Source organism: Hymenobacter ruber (genome assembly GCF_054783255.1).
In genome coordinates, this window is sequence record NZ_BAAGQX010000004.1 from 2,518,896 (window position 1) to 2,536,003 (window position 17,108).

Annotated in this window: 16 protein-coding genes; 11 read left to right on the forward strand and 5 right to left on the reverse strand. The window is 63.7% G+C overall.

Features of this window, described 5'->3' with window-relative positions; all coding sequences use genetic code 11:
• Nucleotides 1-43 precede the first annotated feature (43 nt).
• Nucleotides 44-1,309 (reverse strand): amidohydrolase family protein, encoded by a 1,266-nt coding sequence (gene hutI / locus ACYVM5_RS21435; protein WP_460620124.1) that lies wholly within the window; start codon nt 1,307-1,309, stop codon nt 44-46.
• 84 nt (nt 1,310-1,393) lie between these two features.
• On the opposite strand from hutI, the gene ACYVM5_RS21440 reads away from it, so the two are divergent.
• Nucleotides 1,394-1,912 carry a 2'-5' RNA ligase family protein gene (locus tag ACYVM5_RS21440; protein ID WP_460620125.1) on the forward strand — a complete coding sequence of 173 codons (519 nt, stop codon included), beginning with the start codon at nt 1,394-1,396 and terminating at the stop codon, nt 1,910-1,912.
• On the opposite strand, the gene ACYVM5_RS21445 is transcribed toward ACYVM5_RS21440, so the two are convergent.
• The gene (locus ACYVM5_RS21445; RefSeq protein WP_460620126.1) at nt 1,909-3,471 is read right to left on the reverse strand and encodes a glycosyltransferase family protein; all 1,563 of its coding nucleotides are present in this window, start codon (nt 3,469-3,471) and stop codon (nt 1,909-1,911) included. The two genes, ACYVM5_RS21440 and ACYVM5_RS21445, sit on opposite strands and share 4 nt — an antisense overlap.
• Nucleotides 3,472-3,551: 80 nt before the next feature.
• Here ACYVM5_RS21445 and ACYVM5_RS21450 point away from each other — a divergent pair, with 80 nt between their 5' ends.
• Nucleotides 3,552-4,241: a hypothetical protein gene (locus ACYVM5_RS21450; protein WP_460620127.1), complete on the forward strand. Its 690-nt coding sequence runs from the start codon at nt 3,552-3,554 to the stop codon at nt 4,239-4,241.
• A gap of 25 nt (nt 4,242-4,266) precedes the next feature.
• Here the strand turns inward: ACYVM5_RS21450 and ACYVM5_RS21455 are convergent, their stop codons facing one another.
• Nucleotides 4,267-4,512, reverse strand: coding sequence for a hypothetical protein (locus tag ACYVM5_RS21455; protein WP_460620128.1), 246 nt, complete (start codon nt 4,510-4,512; stop codon nt 4,267-4,269).
• 56 nt (nt 4,513-4,568) lie between these two features.
• Here ACYVM5_RS21455 and ACYVM5_RS21460 point away from each other — a divergent pair, with 56 nt between their 5' ends.
• On the forward strand, nt 4,569-5,924 hold the full coding sequence (locus tag ACYVM5_RS21460) for a YfcC family protein (protein WP_460620129.1): 1,356 nt from the start codon (nt 4,569-4,571) through the stop codon (nt 5,922-5,924).
• A gap of 88 nt (nt 5,925-6,012) precedes the next feature.
• Here the strand turns inward: ACYVM5_RS21460 and ACYVM5_RS21465 are convergent, their stop codons facing one another.
• A complete protein-coding gene (locus ACYVM5_RS21465; RefSeq protein ID WP_460620130.1) occupies nt 6,013-6,420 on the reverse strand; it encodes a DUF6960 family protein in 408 nt (135 codons plus the stop codon).
• Nucleotides 6,421-6,494: 74 nt separating this feature from the next.
• Nucleotides 6,495-7,184 (reverse strand): hypothetical protein, encoded by a 690-nt coding sequence (locus ACYVM5_RS21470; RefSeq protein ID WP_460620131.1) that lies wholly within the window; start codon nt 7,182-7,184, stop codon nt 6,495-6,497.
• Nucleotides 7,185-7,376: 192 nt separating this feature from the next.
• Here ACYVM5_RS21470 and ACYVM5_RS21475 point away from each other — a divergent pair, with 192 nt between their 5' ends.
• The 8 genes from ACYVM5_RS21475 (at nt 7,377) to ACYVM5_RS21510 (ending at nt 17,082) form a co-directional block, all read left to right on the forward strand.
• Complete coding sequence (locus ACYVM5_RS21475) at nt 7,377-9,269, forward strand: alpha-amylase family glycosyl hydrolase (RefSeq protein ID WP_460620132.1); 1,893 nt, start codon at nt 7,377-7,379, stop codon at nt 9,267-9,269.
• A gap of 180 nt (nt 9,270-9,449) precedes the next feature.
• Nucleotides 9,450-10,340 (forward strand): YitT family protein, encoded by an 891-nt coding sequence (locus ACYVM5_RS21480; RefSeq protein WP_460620133.1) that lies wholly within the window; start codon nt 9,450-9,452, stop codon nt 10,338-10,340.
• 162 nt (nt 10,341-10,502) lie between these two features.
• Nucleotides 10,503-11,834 carry a carboxylesterase/lipase family protein gene (locus ACYVM5_RS21485; protein ID WP_460620134.1) on the forward strand — a complete coding sequence of 444 codons (1,332 nt, stop codon included), beginning with the start codon at nt 10,503-10,505 and terminating at the stop codon, nt 11,832-11,834.
• Between the two features lie 131 nt (nt 11,835-11,965).
• A complete protein-coding gene (locus ACYVM5_RS21490; protein WP_460620135.1) occupies nt 11,966-13,819 on the forward strand; it encodes a glycosyltransferase in 1,854 nt (617 codons plus the stop codon).
• A gap of 172 nt (nt 13,820-13,991) precedes the next feature.
• Complete coding sequence (locus ACYVM5_RS21495) at nt 13,992-14,858, forward strand: DUF4198 domain-containing protein (protein ID WP_460620136.1); 867 nt, start codon at nt 13,992-13,994, stop codon at nt 14,856-14,858.
• Nucleotides 14,859-14,930: 72 nt separating this feature from the next.
• On the forward strand, nt 14,931-15,305 hold the full coding sequence (locus ACYVM5_RS21500; protein WP_168675310.1) for an STAS domain-containing protein: 375 nt from the start codon (nt 14,931-14,933) through the stop codon (nt 15,303-15,305).
• Between the two features lie 108 nt (nt 15,306-15,413).
• On the forward strand, nt 15,414-16,325 hold the full coding sequence (locus ACYVM5_RS21505) for a ribonuclease Z (protein ID WP_460620137.1): 912 nt from the start codon (nt 15,414-15,416) through the stop codon (nt 16,323-16,325).
• A gap of 10 nt (nt 16,326-16,335) precedes the next feature.
• Nucleotides 16,336-17,082, forward strand: coding sequence for a VUT family protein (locus ACYVM5_RS21510; protein WP_460620138.1), 747 nt, complete (start codon nt 16,336-16,338; stop codon nt 17,080-17,082).
• The last annotated feature ends 26 nt before the right edge of the window (nt 17,083-17,108 follow it).

The window sequence follows — 17,108 nt, forward strand, 5'->3', positions numbered from 1 at the left end:
CCAAAGCTTCGGACCGGCCTTTTTGCTTTTGAATGCCTCCCGGCTATTCTCCACCGATTATCACGTCGCGCACCGGGTTTTCGCCCAGCCAGTACGGGATTTCGGCCACGCTGCCCACGTTCAGCACCAGCACGTCGGCGCGCTTGCCGGGGGCCAGGCTGCCGCAGTCGTGCTGATGGCCGATGGCCCAGGCGGCGTTGAGGGTGGCGGCGGCCACGGCTTCCTTGGGCGTGAAGCCCATTTTGAGGCAGGCTACCGACAGGGCCAGCCAGAGGTTTTTGCTGGGGCACGAGCCGGGATTGAAATCGGTGCTCAGGGCCACGGGCAACCCTTTTTCGATGAATTCGCGGCCGGGCGCGTATTTCTCCTGCCGCAGGAACAAGGGCACCAGCGGCAGCAGCACGGCCACGGTTTGCCCCTGGGTGTGCTGCGCAATGCGGCCGGCGGCGGCGGGCGTGAGGTAGTCGCAATGGTCCACGCTCACGGCGCCCAGCGCGGCGGCCATCTCGCAGCCGCCGAGGTCGTGTAGCTGCTCGGCGTGGATTTTCAGGCCGAAGCCCATGTGGTGGGCCTGCTCCAGGTAATAACGCGCCACTTCGAGCGGAAACGCGCCCTGTTCACAGAAAATATCCACAAACGCCGCCTCCCCTTTCAGGTCCGACAGCACTTCGCGCAAAATGAAATCGACGTAGGCCTGTGGGCCAGCTTCCTTAAACTCGGGCGGCACCACGTGCGCCCCCAGGAAGGTGGGTACCACCCGCACCGCCTGCTGGCGGCCGGCCTGGCGGGCCACGCGCACCAGCCGCAGCTCGGTGTCGCGGTCGAGGCCGTAGCCGCTTTTGGCCTCCACGGTGGTCACGCCATAGTGCCGGAAGCCATCGAGGTGGTGCAGGGCATTGGCCAGCAATTCGGCCTCCGAGGCGGCGCGGGTGGCGCGCACGGTGCTCAGAATGCCGCCGCCGCTGGCCAGAATGTCAAGGTAGCTTTCGCCGCGCAGCTTGCGTTCGAACTCGTGGGCGCGGTTGCCGCCGAACACTAGGTGCGTGTGGCATTCCACCAGGCCGGGCATCACCACGCAGCCGGTGGCGTCCACGAGGCGGGTTTCGGGGCCGATATGCGAGAGGTCCAGCTCGTCCATCGGGCCAACGGCCACAATTTTATCGCCCGCGCAGGCCACGTAGCCGCGCTCAATTATCGTCCAGTCGCTGAGGGCGGGGCCGGCCAGGGGCCGGTCGGTGGGGCCGCCGGCCAGCGTGAGCACCTGCGCGGCGTGCTGAATGAGGAGGGTGTAGGGGGCAGGGTGCGGCATGGGAACTGCGGGTAGGTGGGACGGCAAATTACGGCCCTGGCGGGCAGCTTTGCGTAGGTAGCTGCGCTACGTGTTCCATCTTTTATGCCCGATTCCATCCTCGCTCCGCTCATTCTCACCCTCGCGCTTGATGCCGGTGCGCAGGCTTATTTCAACGACCTGCGCCGACGGCACTTCCCGCCCAAAATCAATTACCTCGCGGCCCACCTCACGCTGTTTCATCACCTGCCCGGCGCAGAGCTGGCCGCCGTGCAGGCGCAATTAAAGGCCATCGCGGCCAGCCAACGCCCCCTTCCGCTATCGGTCACGGGCCTGCGCTCGCTGGGCCGGGGCGTGGCCTTCACCCTCGAAAACGACGAGCTGCGCGCCCTGCATCGCCGGCTGCAAACTGATTTTGCCCCGCACCTCACGCCCCAGGACCAGCAGAAGCTCCAGCCCCACGTCACCGTCCAAAACAAGGTGGACCCCGCCGAAGCCCGCGCGCTCCTGGCCGATTTGCAGGCCGACTTCACCCCGTTTGAAGCCGTGGGCACCGGCCTGCACCTGTGGGCCTACCGCAATGGGCCCTGGGAAAGCCTGGCCGAATTTCCGTTTGCCGGCTAGCGGGGCCGGGCGGGACCTTCCCACTCGGCCAGGGCGGCGCGGTGCTCATTATTAGCCCGACTGATTATTTCGCTATCCGGCTTTATTCCAATAGCAATGACAGTTCCTTTTTCCCGGGCATAAGGGTCCTCCACGCGGCCGAATACGCGGCAGCTGGCAAAATGGGACATCAGTTCCGTGTCGGGCTCATCGTCCACCATAATGATGGCCTGCCAGTCCGGCCGCACCGGGTACCAGTACAGAAAGCTGCCGTTGAAGCTCTGCGCCGGCGGCATGGGCCGGCGGGCGTTGTAGTAGTTGAGGGCGCTGGCTTGTCCGTAATTGTCGCACTTGATGAGGGTGTGGGCGCGCACCGAATCGGGCAGGCTCTGGTAGGCCGCCCAGGTTTTATCGGCCATTTCGCGCCAGCCACGCATGTCGGCGTAGTCTTGGGGCAAAGCGTGGTCGTGGCCGTCTTCCCAGCGGTAGAGGCCCAGGGGGGCGTAGCGGGGGCGCAGGGCCGCCATGGCCGCCGGTGACCGCAGCGGGTAGATGAACGGCAAGATGGGCAAAAGCAGCAGAAGCGGCAGGCTCAGCAGCGCCACCTGTACCACCGGCCGCCAGGCCGGTACTCCCGGCCGCCACCGTCCAAACTGCCGAAACCGCTGTTCCCACCACCACGCCCCGAAGCTGAACAGCACCGGATAGTACCCCAATGTGTAATAGTCTTTGCCGTGCAACAGCGCCTGCAGGCCAATGCCAAACACCACCACCAGCCCTACCACCCGGTAGGGCCGCAGGGCGCGGACCAGCAGCAGGGCCAGCAGGCCCGGCACCCACACCCACACGGCCGCGACGCACATCAGCAACTGCATTTTCCAGAAAGCGGCTGCCTCCACGTGCACCAGCTGCGTGTTGTGCAGCAGTTGCATGTGGTGCAGAAAGGGGATGCCGTGCCGGATTTGCCAGGCCACATTGGGCAGCCACAGCAGCAGCGCCAGCCCCGCCGCGCCCCAGAAATGCCGCTGCCCCAGCAGGCGCCGCCAGGGCGTGAGCAGCAGCGCCCCGCCCAGCGCCACAATGAAAAACAGCGTGGTGTACTTATTCAGCAGGCCCAGCCCGAGCCCCAGGCCCAGCCAGTACAGGAAGCGCGGCCGTTCCGTTTGCACGTACCGCGCCAGCCCATACAGGCAGAACACGAAGCCAAACACTTCAAATGAGTTGGGCTGAAACAGCAGGTTGAGCCGCGCGAAGGCCGTGCCCAGGTAGCAGGTACCCGCCAGCGCCGTGGCAAACCAGCCGCCGCCCAACCGCTGCGCCAGCCGCATCACGAGATAGAGCGTGGCCGCGCCCCACAGAAACGGCCAGAACTTCACCCAGAAAAAGCTGCCGCCTAACGCCATGCTCATCCAGCCCTGCGCGGCCATCAGCGGGGGCACTTCGAGGTAGCCCCAGGCCAGGTGCTGGCCCTGGTTGAGGTACAGGTATTCATCGCGGTGCAGGTCATACTGCGGGCTCGTGAGAAAATAGCCGGAGGCGAACTTGAGCAGGGCAAAGGCGAGCGGGAGCAGGCGTTTCATGCCCGGCAAGGTAGCAGAGCTACTGCTATTATCGACGGATTCTGACCTCGGGAATTTTGCATTAGACCCACATTTTCCTTTTGCAAATCATTGCCTTATTTTGCGGCTTCACCTTTCCCAAGCGCTATCGCCGCCACCGTTTACCCCGCATGATTATCTACGGCTTCAAGGGTGCGCACCTGCGCACTGCCCCCCTCCCCGTTGGCACCAACTGCCCGGCCTGCGCCACCCCCAATACAATGGAAGCCAGCGTGTACGGCCGCTACGCCCACGTTTATTGGATTCCATTCTTTCCGTTCAGCAAATCGGTAGTGGCCCAGTGCAACCATTGCCAACAGGGCTGGGAAGAAAAAAACCTGCCCACTGAGCTGCACCCCGCCGTGCGCGCCCTCAAGAAAAGTACCCGCTTCCCACTCTGGAACTGGGCCGGCGTGGGCGTGGTGGTTCTGGGACTGGCCGCGGCCTCCGTTGCCGGCCGCTACCACGAGCGCGACCGCCTCACCTACCTGGCCGCCCCGCACGCCGGCGACATCTATACCATTCACTCGCCCGGTGACAGTACCAAGTATTCGCTCCTGAAGGTACTGAGCGCCAAAGGCAACACCGTGGAGGTGGCCGCCAACGAGTACGAAACCGACGACCAGTCGCCCATCAACGAGCTCAACGCGCCCGAGAAATACAGCAAAGAAACCGAGTCGCTCACCGTGCTCGACCTGCAAATCATGCACAACAAAGGCCAGCTCACCGACGTGGACCGGCTGGAAAAATAAGCCCGGGCAGCACCAAGAACGGACTTCAGAGGTTGGTGGGCAGCTGCACGCGGGCCAGGTACTCGCCCAGCCCGGCGGGCTTCTGAAACACGTGGATGAAGAGGATGTGCTCCTCGCCCCGGCTGCGCCAGGTTTCGGCATAAAAGCCCTCCACGGCATAGAGCGTGAGCTCGAAGCTGTCTTCCTGGCGCTCAGCCAGGCGGGTGCCGTGCCGGGCGAGGTGCTCGGTCTGGCGGCGCTGGTGCAGGGCTTTGAAGGCGGTGATGGTCATGGGAGACGAAACGGCGGTTTTGCAAAGTTCGTGCGCGGCCGCCCTAAGTTCGCGTCATGAATCGTTTTCGTTTTCCGCATCCGCTGGTGCTCATTGTTGGTTTTATCATCCTGGCGGCGGCGCTGAGCTACGTACTGCCGGCCGGCGAATTCACGCGCCACCTCGACGCCGTGACCGGGCGGCAGGTGGTGGTGGCCGGCTCCTACCACGCCGTGCCCGCCACCCCGGTGAGCCCGCTCGACGTGCTGGTGGACGTGCCCAAAGGCCTGGCCGATGCGGCCGCCGTGGTGTTCCTGATTTTCCTGGCTGGCGGGGCCTTCACGGTGGTGGACCAAACCGGGGCGCTCCGCTTCGGGGTCGACTGGCTGCTGCGCCGCGCCCACGGCCGCGAGGTGCTCGTGATACCGCTGGTGGGCACGCTCTTCGCCACCATGGGGGCGCTGGAAAACATGGGCGAGGAGATAATTCCGCTGGTGCCGGTGCTGCTGGTGCTCATGCGGCGGCTGGGCTACCCCACCCTCACGGCGGTGGCGGCCAGCGTGGGGGCGGCCTTCGTGGGGGCATCATTTAGCCCCATAAACCCGTTCCAGGTGGGCATTGCCCAGAAGCTGGCGCAGCTGCCGCTGCTCTCGGGCGGGGCGTTTCGGATGGGCTTTTTGCTGGTAGCGGTGGGGCTGTGGCTGTGGGCTACCACCCGCCACGCCGTGCGCCACCGCCTGGCCCCCGACCTCGGCCTCGACGCCAACGAAGCCGCCGCCGGCCCGGCCGCCAGCAGCGCCCGAGCTGGCCTGGTGCTGCTGCTGATGCTGGGCGCGTTCGCGGTGTTTGCCTACGGCGTGGTGCAGCTGCACTGGGAGTTCGAGCAGATGTCGGCGCTGTTTCTGGGGCTGGGCGTGGTGGCCGGGCTGGTGGGCGGGCGCGGCCTCACGGGCACGGCCGAGGGCTTCATCGCCGGCTTCCGCGACATTGCGTTTTCGGCCATGCTGGTGGGGTTTGCCCGGGCCATTTTTGTGGTGCTGGAGCAGGGCCACATCGTCGACACCATTGTGAACGGGCTGGCCGCGCCGCTGGGGCACCTGCCCGTGGCGCTGGCCGCCCTGGGCATGATGGGCGTGCAAACGCTGCTCCACCTGCCGGTGCCCAGCGGCAGCGGGCAGGCCACCCTCACCATGCCGCTGCTGGTGCCGCTGTCCGATATTCTGGGCCTGTCGCGGCAGGTCACGGTGCTGGCGTTTCAGTACGGGGCGGGACTGTGCGAGCTCATCTCGCCCACCAACGGCACGCTCATGGCCATGCTGGCGGCCACGGGCGTGCGGTTTGAGCAGTGGGTGAAGTTTGCCGCGCCACTGTGGGCGGCGCTGTTTGCGCTGGGGGCCGTGGCGGTGGTGGTGGGTATTGCCGTGGGGATGTGATTTTAGGGGAAGAAGGCAGGAGGGCAAACACACCAGTCCCAGACGGCTGCCTTGTCCATTCGCACCCTCACACCCTCCTATCCTATCCCTAGTCGGCCCGCAACTCGGCGGCCGCAAACACACGCGGCAGCTTGCGCTTGCGCTCCACAATCTGGTAGGTGGCGGTGTCGGTGGCTTCGTTCCAGAACACGTCGGACACGTGGCCGAAGTGGCGGTACTGACCGGGCTGGGGCGTGGTTTCCTCCACGGCGTCGCCGAAACTGAACTTGGGCTTGTGGTAAATCTCCTTGAACAGCTCGGGGCGCACAAGGAACTGCTGCTCGTCGTAGCGAATGGTTATCCACTCGCCTTCTTCGTCTTCGGCAATCTTTTCGAAGAGCTTGCCCACGGGCTCCAACAGCTCGAAGGCGCGGCGGTTGGCGGGGTGGATGTAGCGGAAGCCGTAGTCGGGCGACCAGCCGTAGAGGCCAAAAATAACGGGTTTGGGACGGGGCATAGGGGCGGTAAATCGAGGGCAAAGATTACCCTGAAAACCCCAAACTGTGGGCTAAAGTTGCCCGCGCAGGCTGCTTAGGCACCTTCCGGGGCGGGGGCCAGCGCCTGGGCGGCGTGGGCCAGCAGGCGGTCGCGGTGAGCGGGGCCGTCGTGCAGGTCGGCGAAGGAAATGCGCTGGGTCTGGCCATCGTGGCGGTGCAGCAGCACATCAGCGGGGCCGGCGGGCTCGGCGGCGGCCAGGTCGGCCCAGCGCAGCTCGTGGGCGCGGCCCAGGGGCTTGGTGCGGGCGGCAAAGCCCCCGGGATGCAGGTGCAGAAAGCGGCGGCCGGCCATTTGCCGCGTCCGGAAGGCCATGACCACGTAGGCCACGGCCAGGGCGGCGTACACCCAGGGCAGGAAGTGGGTTTTGTGCACACCCCGGGCCAGGTCGGCGACGTGGTGGCGGTGCCAGATGTGGTAGCTTTCGAGGGCCAGAATGCCGGCGGCGGCCAGCTCCAGCCACGCCACCCGCTCCTGGTGAAAGGGGTTGTGGCGCAGGTGCCACAGCTCGCGCACCATCAGCACGAGGTAGGTCGCGCCCACCCCAAACTCCAGCGCCACCAGGGGCGTGAAGGGCTCCTCCCCCATCAGCACGGGCTGCACGGCAAGAAGCAGCACCAGAGCGGGGCTCAGGTGGCTCAGCGTTTTGACGCGCTGCTGCCAGACGTGGCGGCGGTGGTAGAGGGTGGTGCGGCCCTCGGCGGCGGTGGGTGCGGCGGTGTCCATGCCCGAAAAGTCGGCAAAATATTTTTCCGGTTGAAATATAGTAGCAGCTTAATTTAGTTGAGGGCCAGCGGGTGCGCCGGCGGGGCAGCGCATAGTTGGCCAAAAGTGCTACAGTTACGTATGCTGGGGGTACCTGCCGCCCCTTATCTGCCGCATTTTCGGCTGCCTGTGCGGTAGGCAGTCTTTTTTTCGATGTCTAACGCTTCCGCTCCCAAACCCGCTTCCCGCACTAAAACTGCCCCGAAAGCCCCTTCTAAACCAGCCCCGGCGAAAACGCCGAAAGCCGATTTCGGCCCCAACCTCCAGCCCGGCATGGGGGCCGTGCCCCACGCGGCCGGCACCACGTTCCGGGTGTGGGCCCCCCACGCCAATGCGGTTTCCGTGGTCGGCACTTTCAATGACTGGCAGGCCGAGAAAAACCCGCTCCAGGCCGAAGAAAACGGCTATTGGGCCGTCGATGTGGCCGGGGCCAAAGTGGGCGATGAATACAAATTCCACCTCACCAACGGCGACCAGACCTTCGACCGCAACGACCCCTACGCCCGCCAGGTCACAAATTCGGCCGGCTCGTCGGTGGTGCACGACCCCAATTTTGACTGGGGCGACGACAACTTCCAGATGCCGGCCTGGAACGAGCTGGTGATATACGAGCTGCACGTGGGCACCTTCAACGCCCCCGATGCCGACAACGTGGGCACGTTTATGAGCGTGGCCGAAAAGCTGCCGTATCTGCGCGATTTGGGCATCAATTGCATCGAACTGCTCCCGGCTACGGAGTTTCCGGGCAGCCGCTCGTGGGGATACAACCCGGCCAACCCATTTGCGCTCGAAAGCGACTACGGCGGGCCGGTGGCCTTCAAGGAAATGGTAAAAGCAGCCCACCAGCACGGCATCGCGGTGGTACTGGATGTGGTGTACAACCACTTCGGCCCCGGCGACCTCGACCTTTGGCAGTTTGATGGCTGGAGCGAAAACGGCGGCGGCGGCATCTACTTCTACAACGACTGGCGCGCCAAAACGCCCTGGGGCGAAAACCGCCCCGATTACGGCCGCCCCGAAGTGCGCCAGTACATCCGCGACAACGCCCTGATGTGGCTGAACGAGTACCGTTGCGACGGCCTGCGCGCCGACGCCATTGCCTTCATCCGCAACGTGAACGGCGAGGAAAACCCCGGCGACGACCTGCCCGACGGCTGGAGCCTGATGCGCTGGATTAACGAGGAAATCGACCAGACGATGCCCTGGAAAATCACCATCGCCGAGGACCTGCGCGGCAATCCCGCCATCACCGAAACCACCGCCAACGGAGGCCAAGGCTTCGACTCGCAGTGGGACGGCTCGTTTGTGTACCCCATCCGCGACGCGCTGACCACGCCCAACGACGCCGACCGCGACATGAACGCCGTGGCCCAGGCCCTGACGCAGCTCTACAACGACAACGCTTTCCGCCGCGTCATCTACACCGAAAGCCACGACGAAGTGGCCAACGGCAAGAGCCGCGTGGCCGAGGAAATCATGCCCGGCGCGGCCGACCACTGGTTCGCCAAGAAGCGCACCACCCTGGGCGCGGCCCTGGTGATGACGGCCCCCGGCATCCCCATGCTGTTTCAGGGCCAGGAAATGCTGGCCGATGGGGCCTTTGTCGACACCGAACCCGTGCAGTGGCAGCGCCTGCAGGAGCGCGGCGGCCTGGTGCACCTCTACCGCGACCTCATTGCCCTGCGCCGCAATTTGCACGGCACCACGCGTGGCCTGGGCGGCCAGCACACCAAGGTTTTTCACGTCAACAACGACGCCAAGCTGGTGGCCTTTGCCCGCCAGGCCGGCGAAGGCGGCCCCGGCGATACCACCGTGGTGCTGGCCAGCTTTGCTAACCAAGCCCACGAGGCCTACACCATCGGCCTGCCCGGCCCCGGCCACTGGCAGGTGCGCTTCAACAGCGACTGGCAGGGCTACGACGGCGAGTTTGGCGACATGGAAAGCTTCGGCATCGATGCCGAGGAAGGCGAATACGACGGCTTCGGCTGGCACGGCAGCATTGCCATCGCGCCGTATGCGGTGCTGATTTTGTCGCAGGAAGGGTAACGCTCGCCTCGTTGCCGTACAAGTGAACGTCATGCTGAGCGCAGCCGAAGCATCTCGCGCGTGGTAGTAAACCTGTCGATTGGATTACTACCCCACGCAAGATGCTTCGGCTGCGCTCAGCATGACGTTCTTTGATATTATTGCCTTCTCCTGATATACCTATTCACCTAACCCATCCGCATGGACATCCCTACCTCTGCAAAAACCATCAATCGCCCCAACTCTGAGCTGACCAACGCGGCGTTCATCATTGCGGGCGTCATTTCCGCGGCGTTTGGCCTGAAGTCATTTCTACTATCCAGCCACTTCATCGATGGCGGCGTTACGGGCGTTTCAATGCTGCTGGCCACGGGCTTCCGGCTCCCGCTCTCGGTGTTCATTCTCATTATCAACCTGCCATTCATTGCCCTGGGCTACAACCAGCTGGGTCGCCGATTTGCCCTGCGTAGCGCCCTGGGCATCGGCGGACTGGCGTTGATGCTGGCCTTTGTGCCCTTCCCCGACGTGACCCACGATTTGCTGCTCACGGCCGTGTTCGGCGGGGTGTTCATCGGGGCGGGCATCGGGCTGGCCATGCGCGGCGGCGCCGTGCTGGACGGCACCGAAATCGCGGCCCTGCTCGTGAGCCGATTCCTGGTGCTGCTCAAAGTGAGCGACTTGATTCTGATTCTCAACGTCATCATTTTCGGCGTGGCCGTGCTGGTGCTGGGCACCGAGCCGGCCCTGTACTCCATGCTCACCTACTTCGCCGCCGCCCGCGTGCTCGAGTTCGTGCTCAACGGCATCGAGCAGTACACCGGCGTCACCATTGTGTCGGAGTACAGCGACGCTGTGCGCAAAGTCATCACCGAGAAGCTGGGCCGGGGCGTGACGATGTACCAGGGCAAATCGGGCTACGGCAAGCGCGGCGAGCTGGGCCTGGAGCGCGACATCGTGTTCACGGTGGTCACCCGACTGGAGCTGCCCGCCCTGCGCACGGCCGTGCAGGAAGTCGACCCAAATGCCTTCATCGTGCAGTACCGCATCGATGACGCGCAGGGCGGCATCATCAAGAAACGGGCGCTGCACTAGAGGTTGCTTGTCACAAAAGAACGGTCATGCAGAGCGCAGCGAAGCATCTTGCCCGCCGTCACTAATCCAATCGCAAGGAGAAGGGTTAGTGGTAGCGGGCAAGATGCTTCGCTGCGCTCTGCATGACTGACTTTTAAATCCAAACCATTACTAAACATCCCTTTGCAACCCGCCTCCACCGCACCCCATTTCCACACCCCAGCCGGCACCATCATCGGCTGGGCCGATGGGCCGGTGGTGCGCGCCACGGGCATCCGCTACGCCCGGGCCGCCCGGTTTTGCCCACCCGAACCCGAGCCGCCGGCCACGGAACCCATTCACGCCACCGCGCCCGCGCCGGCCTGTCCGCAGCTCGCCGACCCGCGCGTGGACCAAGTGCTGGGTGAGCTGTTCGCCGCCCTCAGCTTCGACGAAGACTGCCTGCGCCTGTCCATCACGCGGCCAGCCGACTACCGGCCCGGTGAAACTCTGCCCGTCATTGTGTGGGTGCACGGTGGTTCCTACGTGTCGGGCGCAGGCGATTTGGCCATTTACGACCCGGCTGTTTGGGTAGCGGAGCAACGGGTGGTGTTTGTGGCCGTTACCTACCGGCTGGGGCTGTTTGGCTTTTTGGGCAGCGGCAGCACACCACCCAACCTGGGGCTGTTCGATTTGCTGGAAGCCCTGCGCTGGGTGCAACGCAACATCGCCGCGTTTGGCGGCGACCCGACACTGGTCACGATGTTCGGCCATTCCTCGGGGGCCGATGCCATTGCCCAGCTCATGCTGGTACCCAGGGCCTCGGGCCTGTTCCGCCGCGTGATGCTGCATAGCGCGCCGCTGGGCCTCACCCGCAACCGGCAGGCTATGCTGCGGGCCATGAGCGCGGCCGTCGGCAAAATCCCGCCCACCGCTTCTGCTACCGAAGTGCTGGCCCGCGAAAGCGCCGTGATAAAAGCCGCCCGCTGGCAGGGTTTGAAAAGCGGCATGCCCTTCGGGCCGCAATACGGCGCCGCGCCGCTGCCACCCGAAACCGAGATTGAGGCAACGTGGGCGGCCCTGGCCCCGCACATCGATGTGCTCATTGGGGCTACGGCCGAAGAAACCCGTTTTTTCGCCGTCATCGACCCCACTTTTAATTGGTTGCAGCGCCTGCCGCTGGCGGGTGGGCGGCTGGTGCGTTTGCTCACCGATGTAACGTCGCGCCGCATCTACCTGAACCCCGCACGGGCTTTTGCCGAGCAGCAGGTCCGGGCCGGCGGCCGGGCCTACCAGTTTTTACTCACGTACCAACCACCCGGCAGCCCGTTCGGAGCGGCGCACGTCGTCGACCTGCCGCTGCTGTTGGGCACGAAGGCCAGTTGGGCCGCCACCCCGCTGCTGGGCCAGGCCAATTGGGAGGACTTTAACGTGGCCGGCCGGCAGGTGCGGCAGCTCTGGGCTGATTTCGCGCGCACCGGCATAATGTCAGCCCCAATAATGATTCCTGGGATGCTGGAGGTAGCGCAAACCTAGCAACCGAAACCTCCCTCCCTTGCCTTGGTGCCCCCCTCCGCATTATTTGAAAAAATATGCCCCCCTATGCCAACTAAGCCCCAATCGGCTTACCTTTCGCCACGTTCTTGTTCCCGCCCGGCCCCTTCCTTATGCCTACGCAGCTCATATCCCACGCCCCCGACGCTTCCGACGTCCTGTTTCCCGATTCGCTGCTGGTTGAAGTGGCCTGGGAAGTTTGCAACCAAGTGGGCGGCATCTACACCGTCATTCGCAGTAAGGTGCCGGCCACGGTGCCCGCCTGGGGCGAGCGGTACTGCCTGCTGGGCCCCTACTTCCCCAACATGGCCCAGGGCGAGTTTGAGCCCTACGACGAACTGACGGTGCACACCGGCGCCGACCCCTTCATGGCTGCCGTGCGCACCATGCGCGCCCAGGGCTACGACGTGCAGATTGGGACCTGGCTCATCACCGGCCGGCCCCGGGTGGTGCTCATCAACCCGTTTCAGGCTTATGACCGGCTGGGCCAGCTCAAAACCGACCTCTGGGGCCGCCACGGCATCCCGGCGCCCGACAATGACGACTTGCTGCACCAGGTCGTCGCCTTTGGGCACCTCACCACCGTTTTCTTTCAGCACCTGGCCGCCCAGAAACCGGCCGAGCAGCGCCTGCTAGGCCATTTCCACGAGTGGATGACCGGCGTGGCCATCCCCGAGCTGCGCCGCCTGCAGGTGCCTGCGCACCTGCTCTTCACCACCCACGCCACGCTACTGGGCCGCTACCTGGCCATGAATGACCCCGCCTTCTACGACCACCTCATGTGGGTGAACTGGGAGGCCGAGGCCAAGCATTTCAACATCGAGCCGGCCGTGCGCATGGAACGTGCCGCCGCCCACGGCAGCCATGTGTTCACCACCGTGAGTGAGCTGACGGTGCGCGAGTGCATCTACCTACTGGATAGGATTCCCGACGCGGTGCTGCCCAATGGCCTCAACATCGAGCGCTTCGTGGCCCTGCACGAGTTCCAGAACCTGCACCAGCAGTACAAGGCCAAAATCCACGAATTCGTGATGGCCCACTTTTTCCAGTCCTATGCTTTTGACTTGGATAAGACGCTGTATTTCTTCACCTCGGGCCGTTATGAATACCACAACAAAGGCTTCGACCTGACCCTCGAGGCCCTGGCCCGCCTCAACTACCGCCTCCAGCAAAGCGGCCTCGAAACCCAGGTGGTGATGTTTTTCATCACCAAGCGGCCCTTTACCAGCATCAACCCGCAGGTGCTGGAGCGCCGCGCCATGCTCGATGAAGTGCACGAAACCTGCAAGGCCATCGAGCGCCAGGTGGGCGAGCGCCTCTTCTACGCCGCCGCCGCCAGCCAGGACCACAAGCTGCCCGAGCTCGGCGCGATGGTGGACGACTACTGGAAGCTGCGCTACCGTCGCCAGCTCCAGAGCTGGAAAACCAACGCCCTGCCCCCCGTCATCACCCACAACCTGGTGAACGATGCCGACGACGACATCCTGAACTACCTGCGCCGCTCCAAACTCCTCAACCACAAGCACGACCGGGTGAAAATGGTGTACCACCCCGATTTCGTGTCGCCCGCCTCGCCCCTGCTGGGCATGGAGTACGGCCAGTTTGTGCGCGGCTGCCACATGGGCGTGTTCCCGAGCTACTACGAGCCCTGGGGCTACACCCCGCTCGAATGCGTGGCCCGCGGCGTGCCCGCCATCACCTCCGACCTCTCCGGCTTCGGCGACTACGCCCTGCAAAACGTGCCCGACCCCGAAGGCAAAGGTATTTTCGTAGTCCACCGCCAGGAAAAATCCTTCGACGAATCGGCCGAGGAGCTGTGCGACATGCTCTGGCAATTCGTGCAGCTCAACCGCCGCGACCGCATTATGCAGCGCAACGCCGTGGAAAGCTCAGCCGAACTGTTCGACTGGAAAAACCTCCGCGTACACTACGACCGGGCCTACGCGCTGGCACTGGAGCGGCAGTAAGGGAATGCCTGTCATTGCGAGCGAAGCGCGGCAATCCTTCCTACCGATGTGGTAAACGCCCTTGGCCCAGAAAGCCTTTTATAAAACTCACCCTCTTATCTTTTCGCAGAAGGCCTTTTGGGTTCATCAGGCTGGTCGCAGGGAGAGGACGGATTGCCGCGCTTCGCTCGTAATGACAAAACTGCTCAAGCTACTCCCTTTCCTCGTTCTAACCACCGCCGCCCTCGCCCACGAGTTCTGGCTTGAAGCGCCGCGCTTCCGCCTGCAGCCGGGCGAAACGGTGAACGTCCACACCCTCATTGGGGCCGATTTCAAAGGCGAGCCTTGGACCACCAAAGCCGTCAAAATTCAGCGCCTCGTGCGCTTCGGCCCCACCCGCACCGATTCGACTGACCTCACGCCCCAAAACGCCACCGAGACCGACACTTTCCGCACCGGCTTCACCTTCGCCCAGCCTGGCACCCACGTCGTGCTGCTGCGCTCCACCAATTCCTTCATCGAGCTGCCCGCCGAGCAGTTTACTGCCTACCTGCGCGAAGAAGGCCTCGACTACGCCCTGAAGCTGCGCCAGGAAAACGAAGAAATGGCCAAGCCCGGCCGCGAAACCTACCGCCGCTGCGCCAAAACCCTGATTCAGGTGGGCGAGGCCGCAGCCACCGCGGCAGCTACCGACAGCGCCTGCCGCCACGTCTACGGCCTGCCGCTGGAACTGGTGCCCGAGCAAAACCCCTATCGACTGGCCGCCGACAAAGCCCTGACCGTGCGCGTGCTGCGGGCCAGCCGACCCGCGTTTGGGGCAGCGGTGCAGGTGTGGCAGCGCCAGCCCGGTGGTCTGCCCACCACCCATTACACCACCCGCGCCAACCAAAACGGCCGAATCCTGTTACGCTTATCCGGACCCGGCCCCTACCTGCTGGCCGCCGTGGACATGAGTGCTGCCCCCGCTAAACTGCGCGCCCGCGCCGATTGGCAATCCACCTGGGCATCGCTAACTTTCGCCGGTCCGGCTGCCGCGTTGCGAATTCCCACAAAACATTAGCCAAACTTCACCGAACATTTTAGGTTTTTTCTTTACCTTCGCCGTTCTCTTACCCTCCCTCGCTTACGTTGTATGAAGTACACGATTGATAAAAAAGATAGCTACACCATCATCACGATTGAGGAGAAGAAGCTCGACACCACCGTCGCGCCCGACCTTAAGTCGGAGTTCGTGAAGCTCAACGCTGAAGGCATTAACAACCTGATTCTCGACCTCACGAATGTTAAGTACACGGACTCGTCGGGCCTCAGCTCCATCCTTATTGCCAACCGCTTGTGCAACTCCACGGGCGGCCTGCTGGTCCTCACCGGCCTGCAAGACCACGTGCTGAAACTCATCACCATCAGCAAGCTGGAGTCGGTTCTGCACATTCTGCCCACGGTAGAAGAAGGCATCGACCGCGTGTTTTTGCACGCCATCGAGCGCGACCTGACCGACAAAGAGTAATTTTTTAGCCGCGCGCTATAAGCTGCAAGCCGCAAGCTGCTGTTCTGCTTTTAGCCAGGACAATGGCTTGCGGCTTGCAGCTTATGGCTTGTAGCCTTTTCCCAACGCATGACTTTTGAGCTGAAGATTCTGGGTTCGGCTTCGGCCACGCCAACGGCCGGACGCCACCCCACGGCCCAGGTGCTCACCGTTGGCGCATCGAACTACCTGATAGATTGCGGCGAAGGCACCCAGTGGCAGATGCTGGAGTACCGCGTGCGGCCGCACCACGTCCGGGCCATCTTTATCTCGCACCTGCACGGCGACCATTATTTCGGGCTGTTTGGGCTGTTGGGCACCATGCACCTGCAAGGCCGCACCCAGCCGCTGGCCATCATCGGCCCGCCCGGCCTTGATGAGGTGCTGGTGACCCAGGCCCGTGTTTCTAACATGCAGCTGGGGTTTGCCATGGATTTCACGGCGGTAAACACCGAAGCCCACGCCGTGGTGTACGAAGACGAAAACCTGACCGTAGCCACGCTGCCCATGCGCCACCGCGTGCCGTGCGCCGGCTACCTGTTCTCGGAAAGACCGCGCCGCGCCAACCTACTGAAGGAGAAATTGCCCGCCGGCCTCGCCCCGGCCCAGCTGGCCCGCCTGGCCCAGGGCGACGACCTGCCGCCCGACGACCAGCAGCCCGGCCTGCGCCATGCCGATGTATCCGGCCCCGCTCCTACCCCGCGCCGCTACGCCTTCTTCTCCGACACGCTTTATACGCCCGCGCTGGTGCCGCTCATTGAGGGCGTCGATTTGCTTTACCACGAGGCTACTTTTCTGGAAGACCTGCGGGAGCGGGCCGCCCAAACCCACCACAGCACCGCCCGCCAGGCCGCTTCCATTGCCCACGATGCGGGCGTGAAGCGCTTGTTGCTGGGCCATTTCTCCAGCCGCTACAAGGCGCTGGAGCCGCTGCTGCACGAGGCCCAGGCCGTGTTTCCCACCGCCGAACTGGCGACGGAGGGCTTGGTTGTGAGCCTGTAGCCAATTTCCTATGAACACCTTCGCCAATAAAAAGCAGCAGCTCTACCTCGTGCTCAGCGGGATTTTTCTGGTAAATGCGCTGCTGGCCGAAATCATCGGCGTCAAAATTTTCTCGGCCGACAAGCTCATGGGGCTGCCCGGCAACCTCACGGCGGGCGTGCTCATCTGGCCCGTCGTGTTCGTGACCACCGACATCATCAACGAGTATTTCGGCAAAGCCGGGGTGCTGCGCATCAGCTACCTGACGGTGGTGCTTATTCTGTTCGCGTTTGGGGTTATCTACCTCACCACCAAGCTGCCGCCGGCCGATTTCTGGCTCGATGTCAACAAGACGGATAATGTTGGGCGGCCCTTCAACATCGACTTTGCCTACCAGAGCATTTTCCGGCAAGGGCTGGGCATCATCACGGGGTCCATCACCGCATTTGCGGTGGGGCAGGTGCTTGATGCCACTATTTTCACGGCCCTGCGCAAGGCTACAGGCGGGCGCTATATCTGGCTGCGCGCCACGGGCTCGACGTTGATTTCACAACTGGTCGATTCGTTTGTGGTGCTGTACGTGGCGTTTTATGTGTTCGGCAACTGGAGTTTCGACCAGGTTATCAGCGTGGCCAACACCAACTACTGGTACAAGTTTGCGGCGGCCATTCTGCTCACGCCGGTGCTGTACCTGGCGCATTTCCTCATTGACAAATACTTAGGCAAAGAGGAAACCGCCGAACTACAGGAAGAAGCCGTAGAAAACGTGAGCGTGTAACTTTTTCCCGCGCGCCAGCCTTTCAC

What these genes read in the sequence shown, in the direction of transcription:
- ACYVM5_RS21510 (WP_460620138.1), top strand. Translation starts at nt 16,336, where the DNA reads ATGAACACCTTCGCCAATAAAAAGCAGCAGCTCTACCTCGTGCTCAGC.
- ACYVM5_RS21440 (WP_460620125.1), top strand. Translation starts at nt 1,394, where the DNA reads ATGCCCGATTCCATCCTCGCTCCGCTCATTCTCACCCTCGCGCTTGAT.
- ACYVM5_RS21475 (WP_460620132.1), top strand. Translation starts at nt 7,377, where the DNA reads ATGTCTAACGCTTCCGCTCCCAAACCCGCTTCCCGCACTAAAACTGCC.
- ACYVM5_RS21455 (WP_460620128.1), bottom strand. Translation starts at nt 4,512, where the DNA reads ATGACCATCACCGCCTTCAAAGCCCTGCACCAGCGCCGCCAGACCGAG.
- ACYVM5_RS21480 (WP_460620133.1), top strand. Translation starts at nt 9,450, where the DNA reads ATGGACATCCCTACCTCTGCAAAAACCATCAATCGCCCCAACTCTGAG.
- hutI (WP_460620124.1), bottom strand. Translation starts at nt 1,309, where the DNA reads ATGCCGCACCCTGCCCCCTACACCCTCCTCATTCAGCACGCCGCGCAG.
- ACYVM5_RS21465 (WP_460620130.1), bottom strand. Translation starts at nt 6,420, where the DNA reads ATGCCCCGTCCCAAACCCGTTATTTTTGGCCTCTACGGCTGGTCGCCC.
- ACYVM5_RS21505 (WP_460620137.1), top strand. Translation starts at nt 15,414, where the DNA reads ATGACTTTTGAGCTGAAGATTCTGGGTTCGGCTTCGGCCACGCCAACG.
- ACYVM5_RS21460 (WP_460620129.1), top strand. Translation starts at nt 4,569, where the DNA reads ATGAATCGTTTTCGTTTTCCGCATCCGCTGGTGCTCATTGTTGGTTTT.
- ACYVM5_RS21490 (WP_460620135.1), top strand. Translation starts at nt 11,966, where the DNA reads ATGCCTACGCAGCTCATATCCCACGCCCCCGACGCTTCCGACGTCCTG.
- ACYVM5_RS21445 (WP_460620126.1), bottom strand. Translation starts at nt 3,471, where the DNA reads ATGAAACGCCTGCTCCCGCTCGCCTTTGCCCTGCTCAAGTTCGCCTCC.
- ACYVM5_RS21495 (WP_460620136.1), top strand. Translation starts at nt 13,992, where the DNA reads ATGACAAAACTGCTCAAGCTACTCCCTTTCCTCGTTCTAACCACCGCC.
- ACYVM5_RS21470 (WP_460620131.1), bottom strand. Translation starts at nt 7,184, where the DNA reads ATGGACACCGCCGCACCCACCGCCGCCGAGGGCCGCACCACCCTCTAC.
- ACYVM5_RS21500 (WP_168675310.1), top strand. Translation starts at nt 14,931, where the DNA reads ATGAAGTACACGATTGATAAAAAAGATAGCTACACCATCATCACGATT.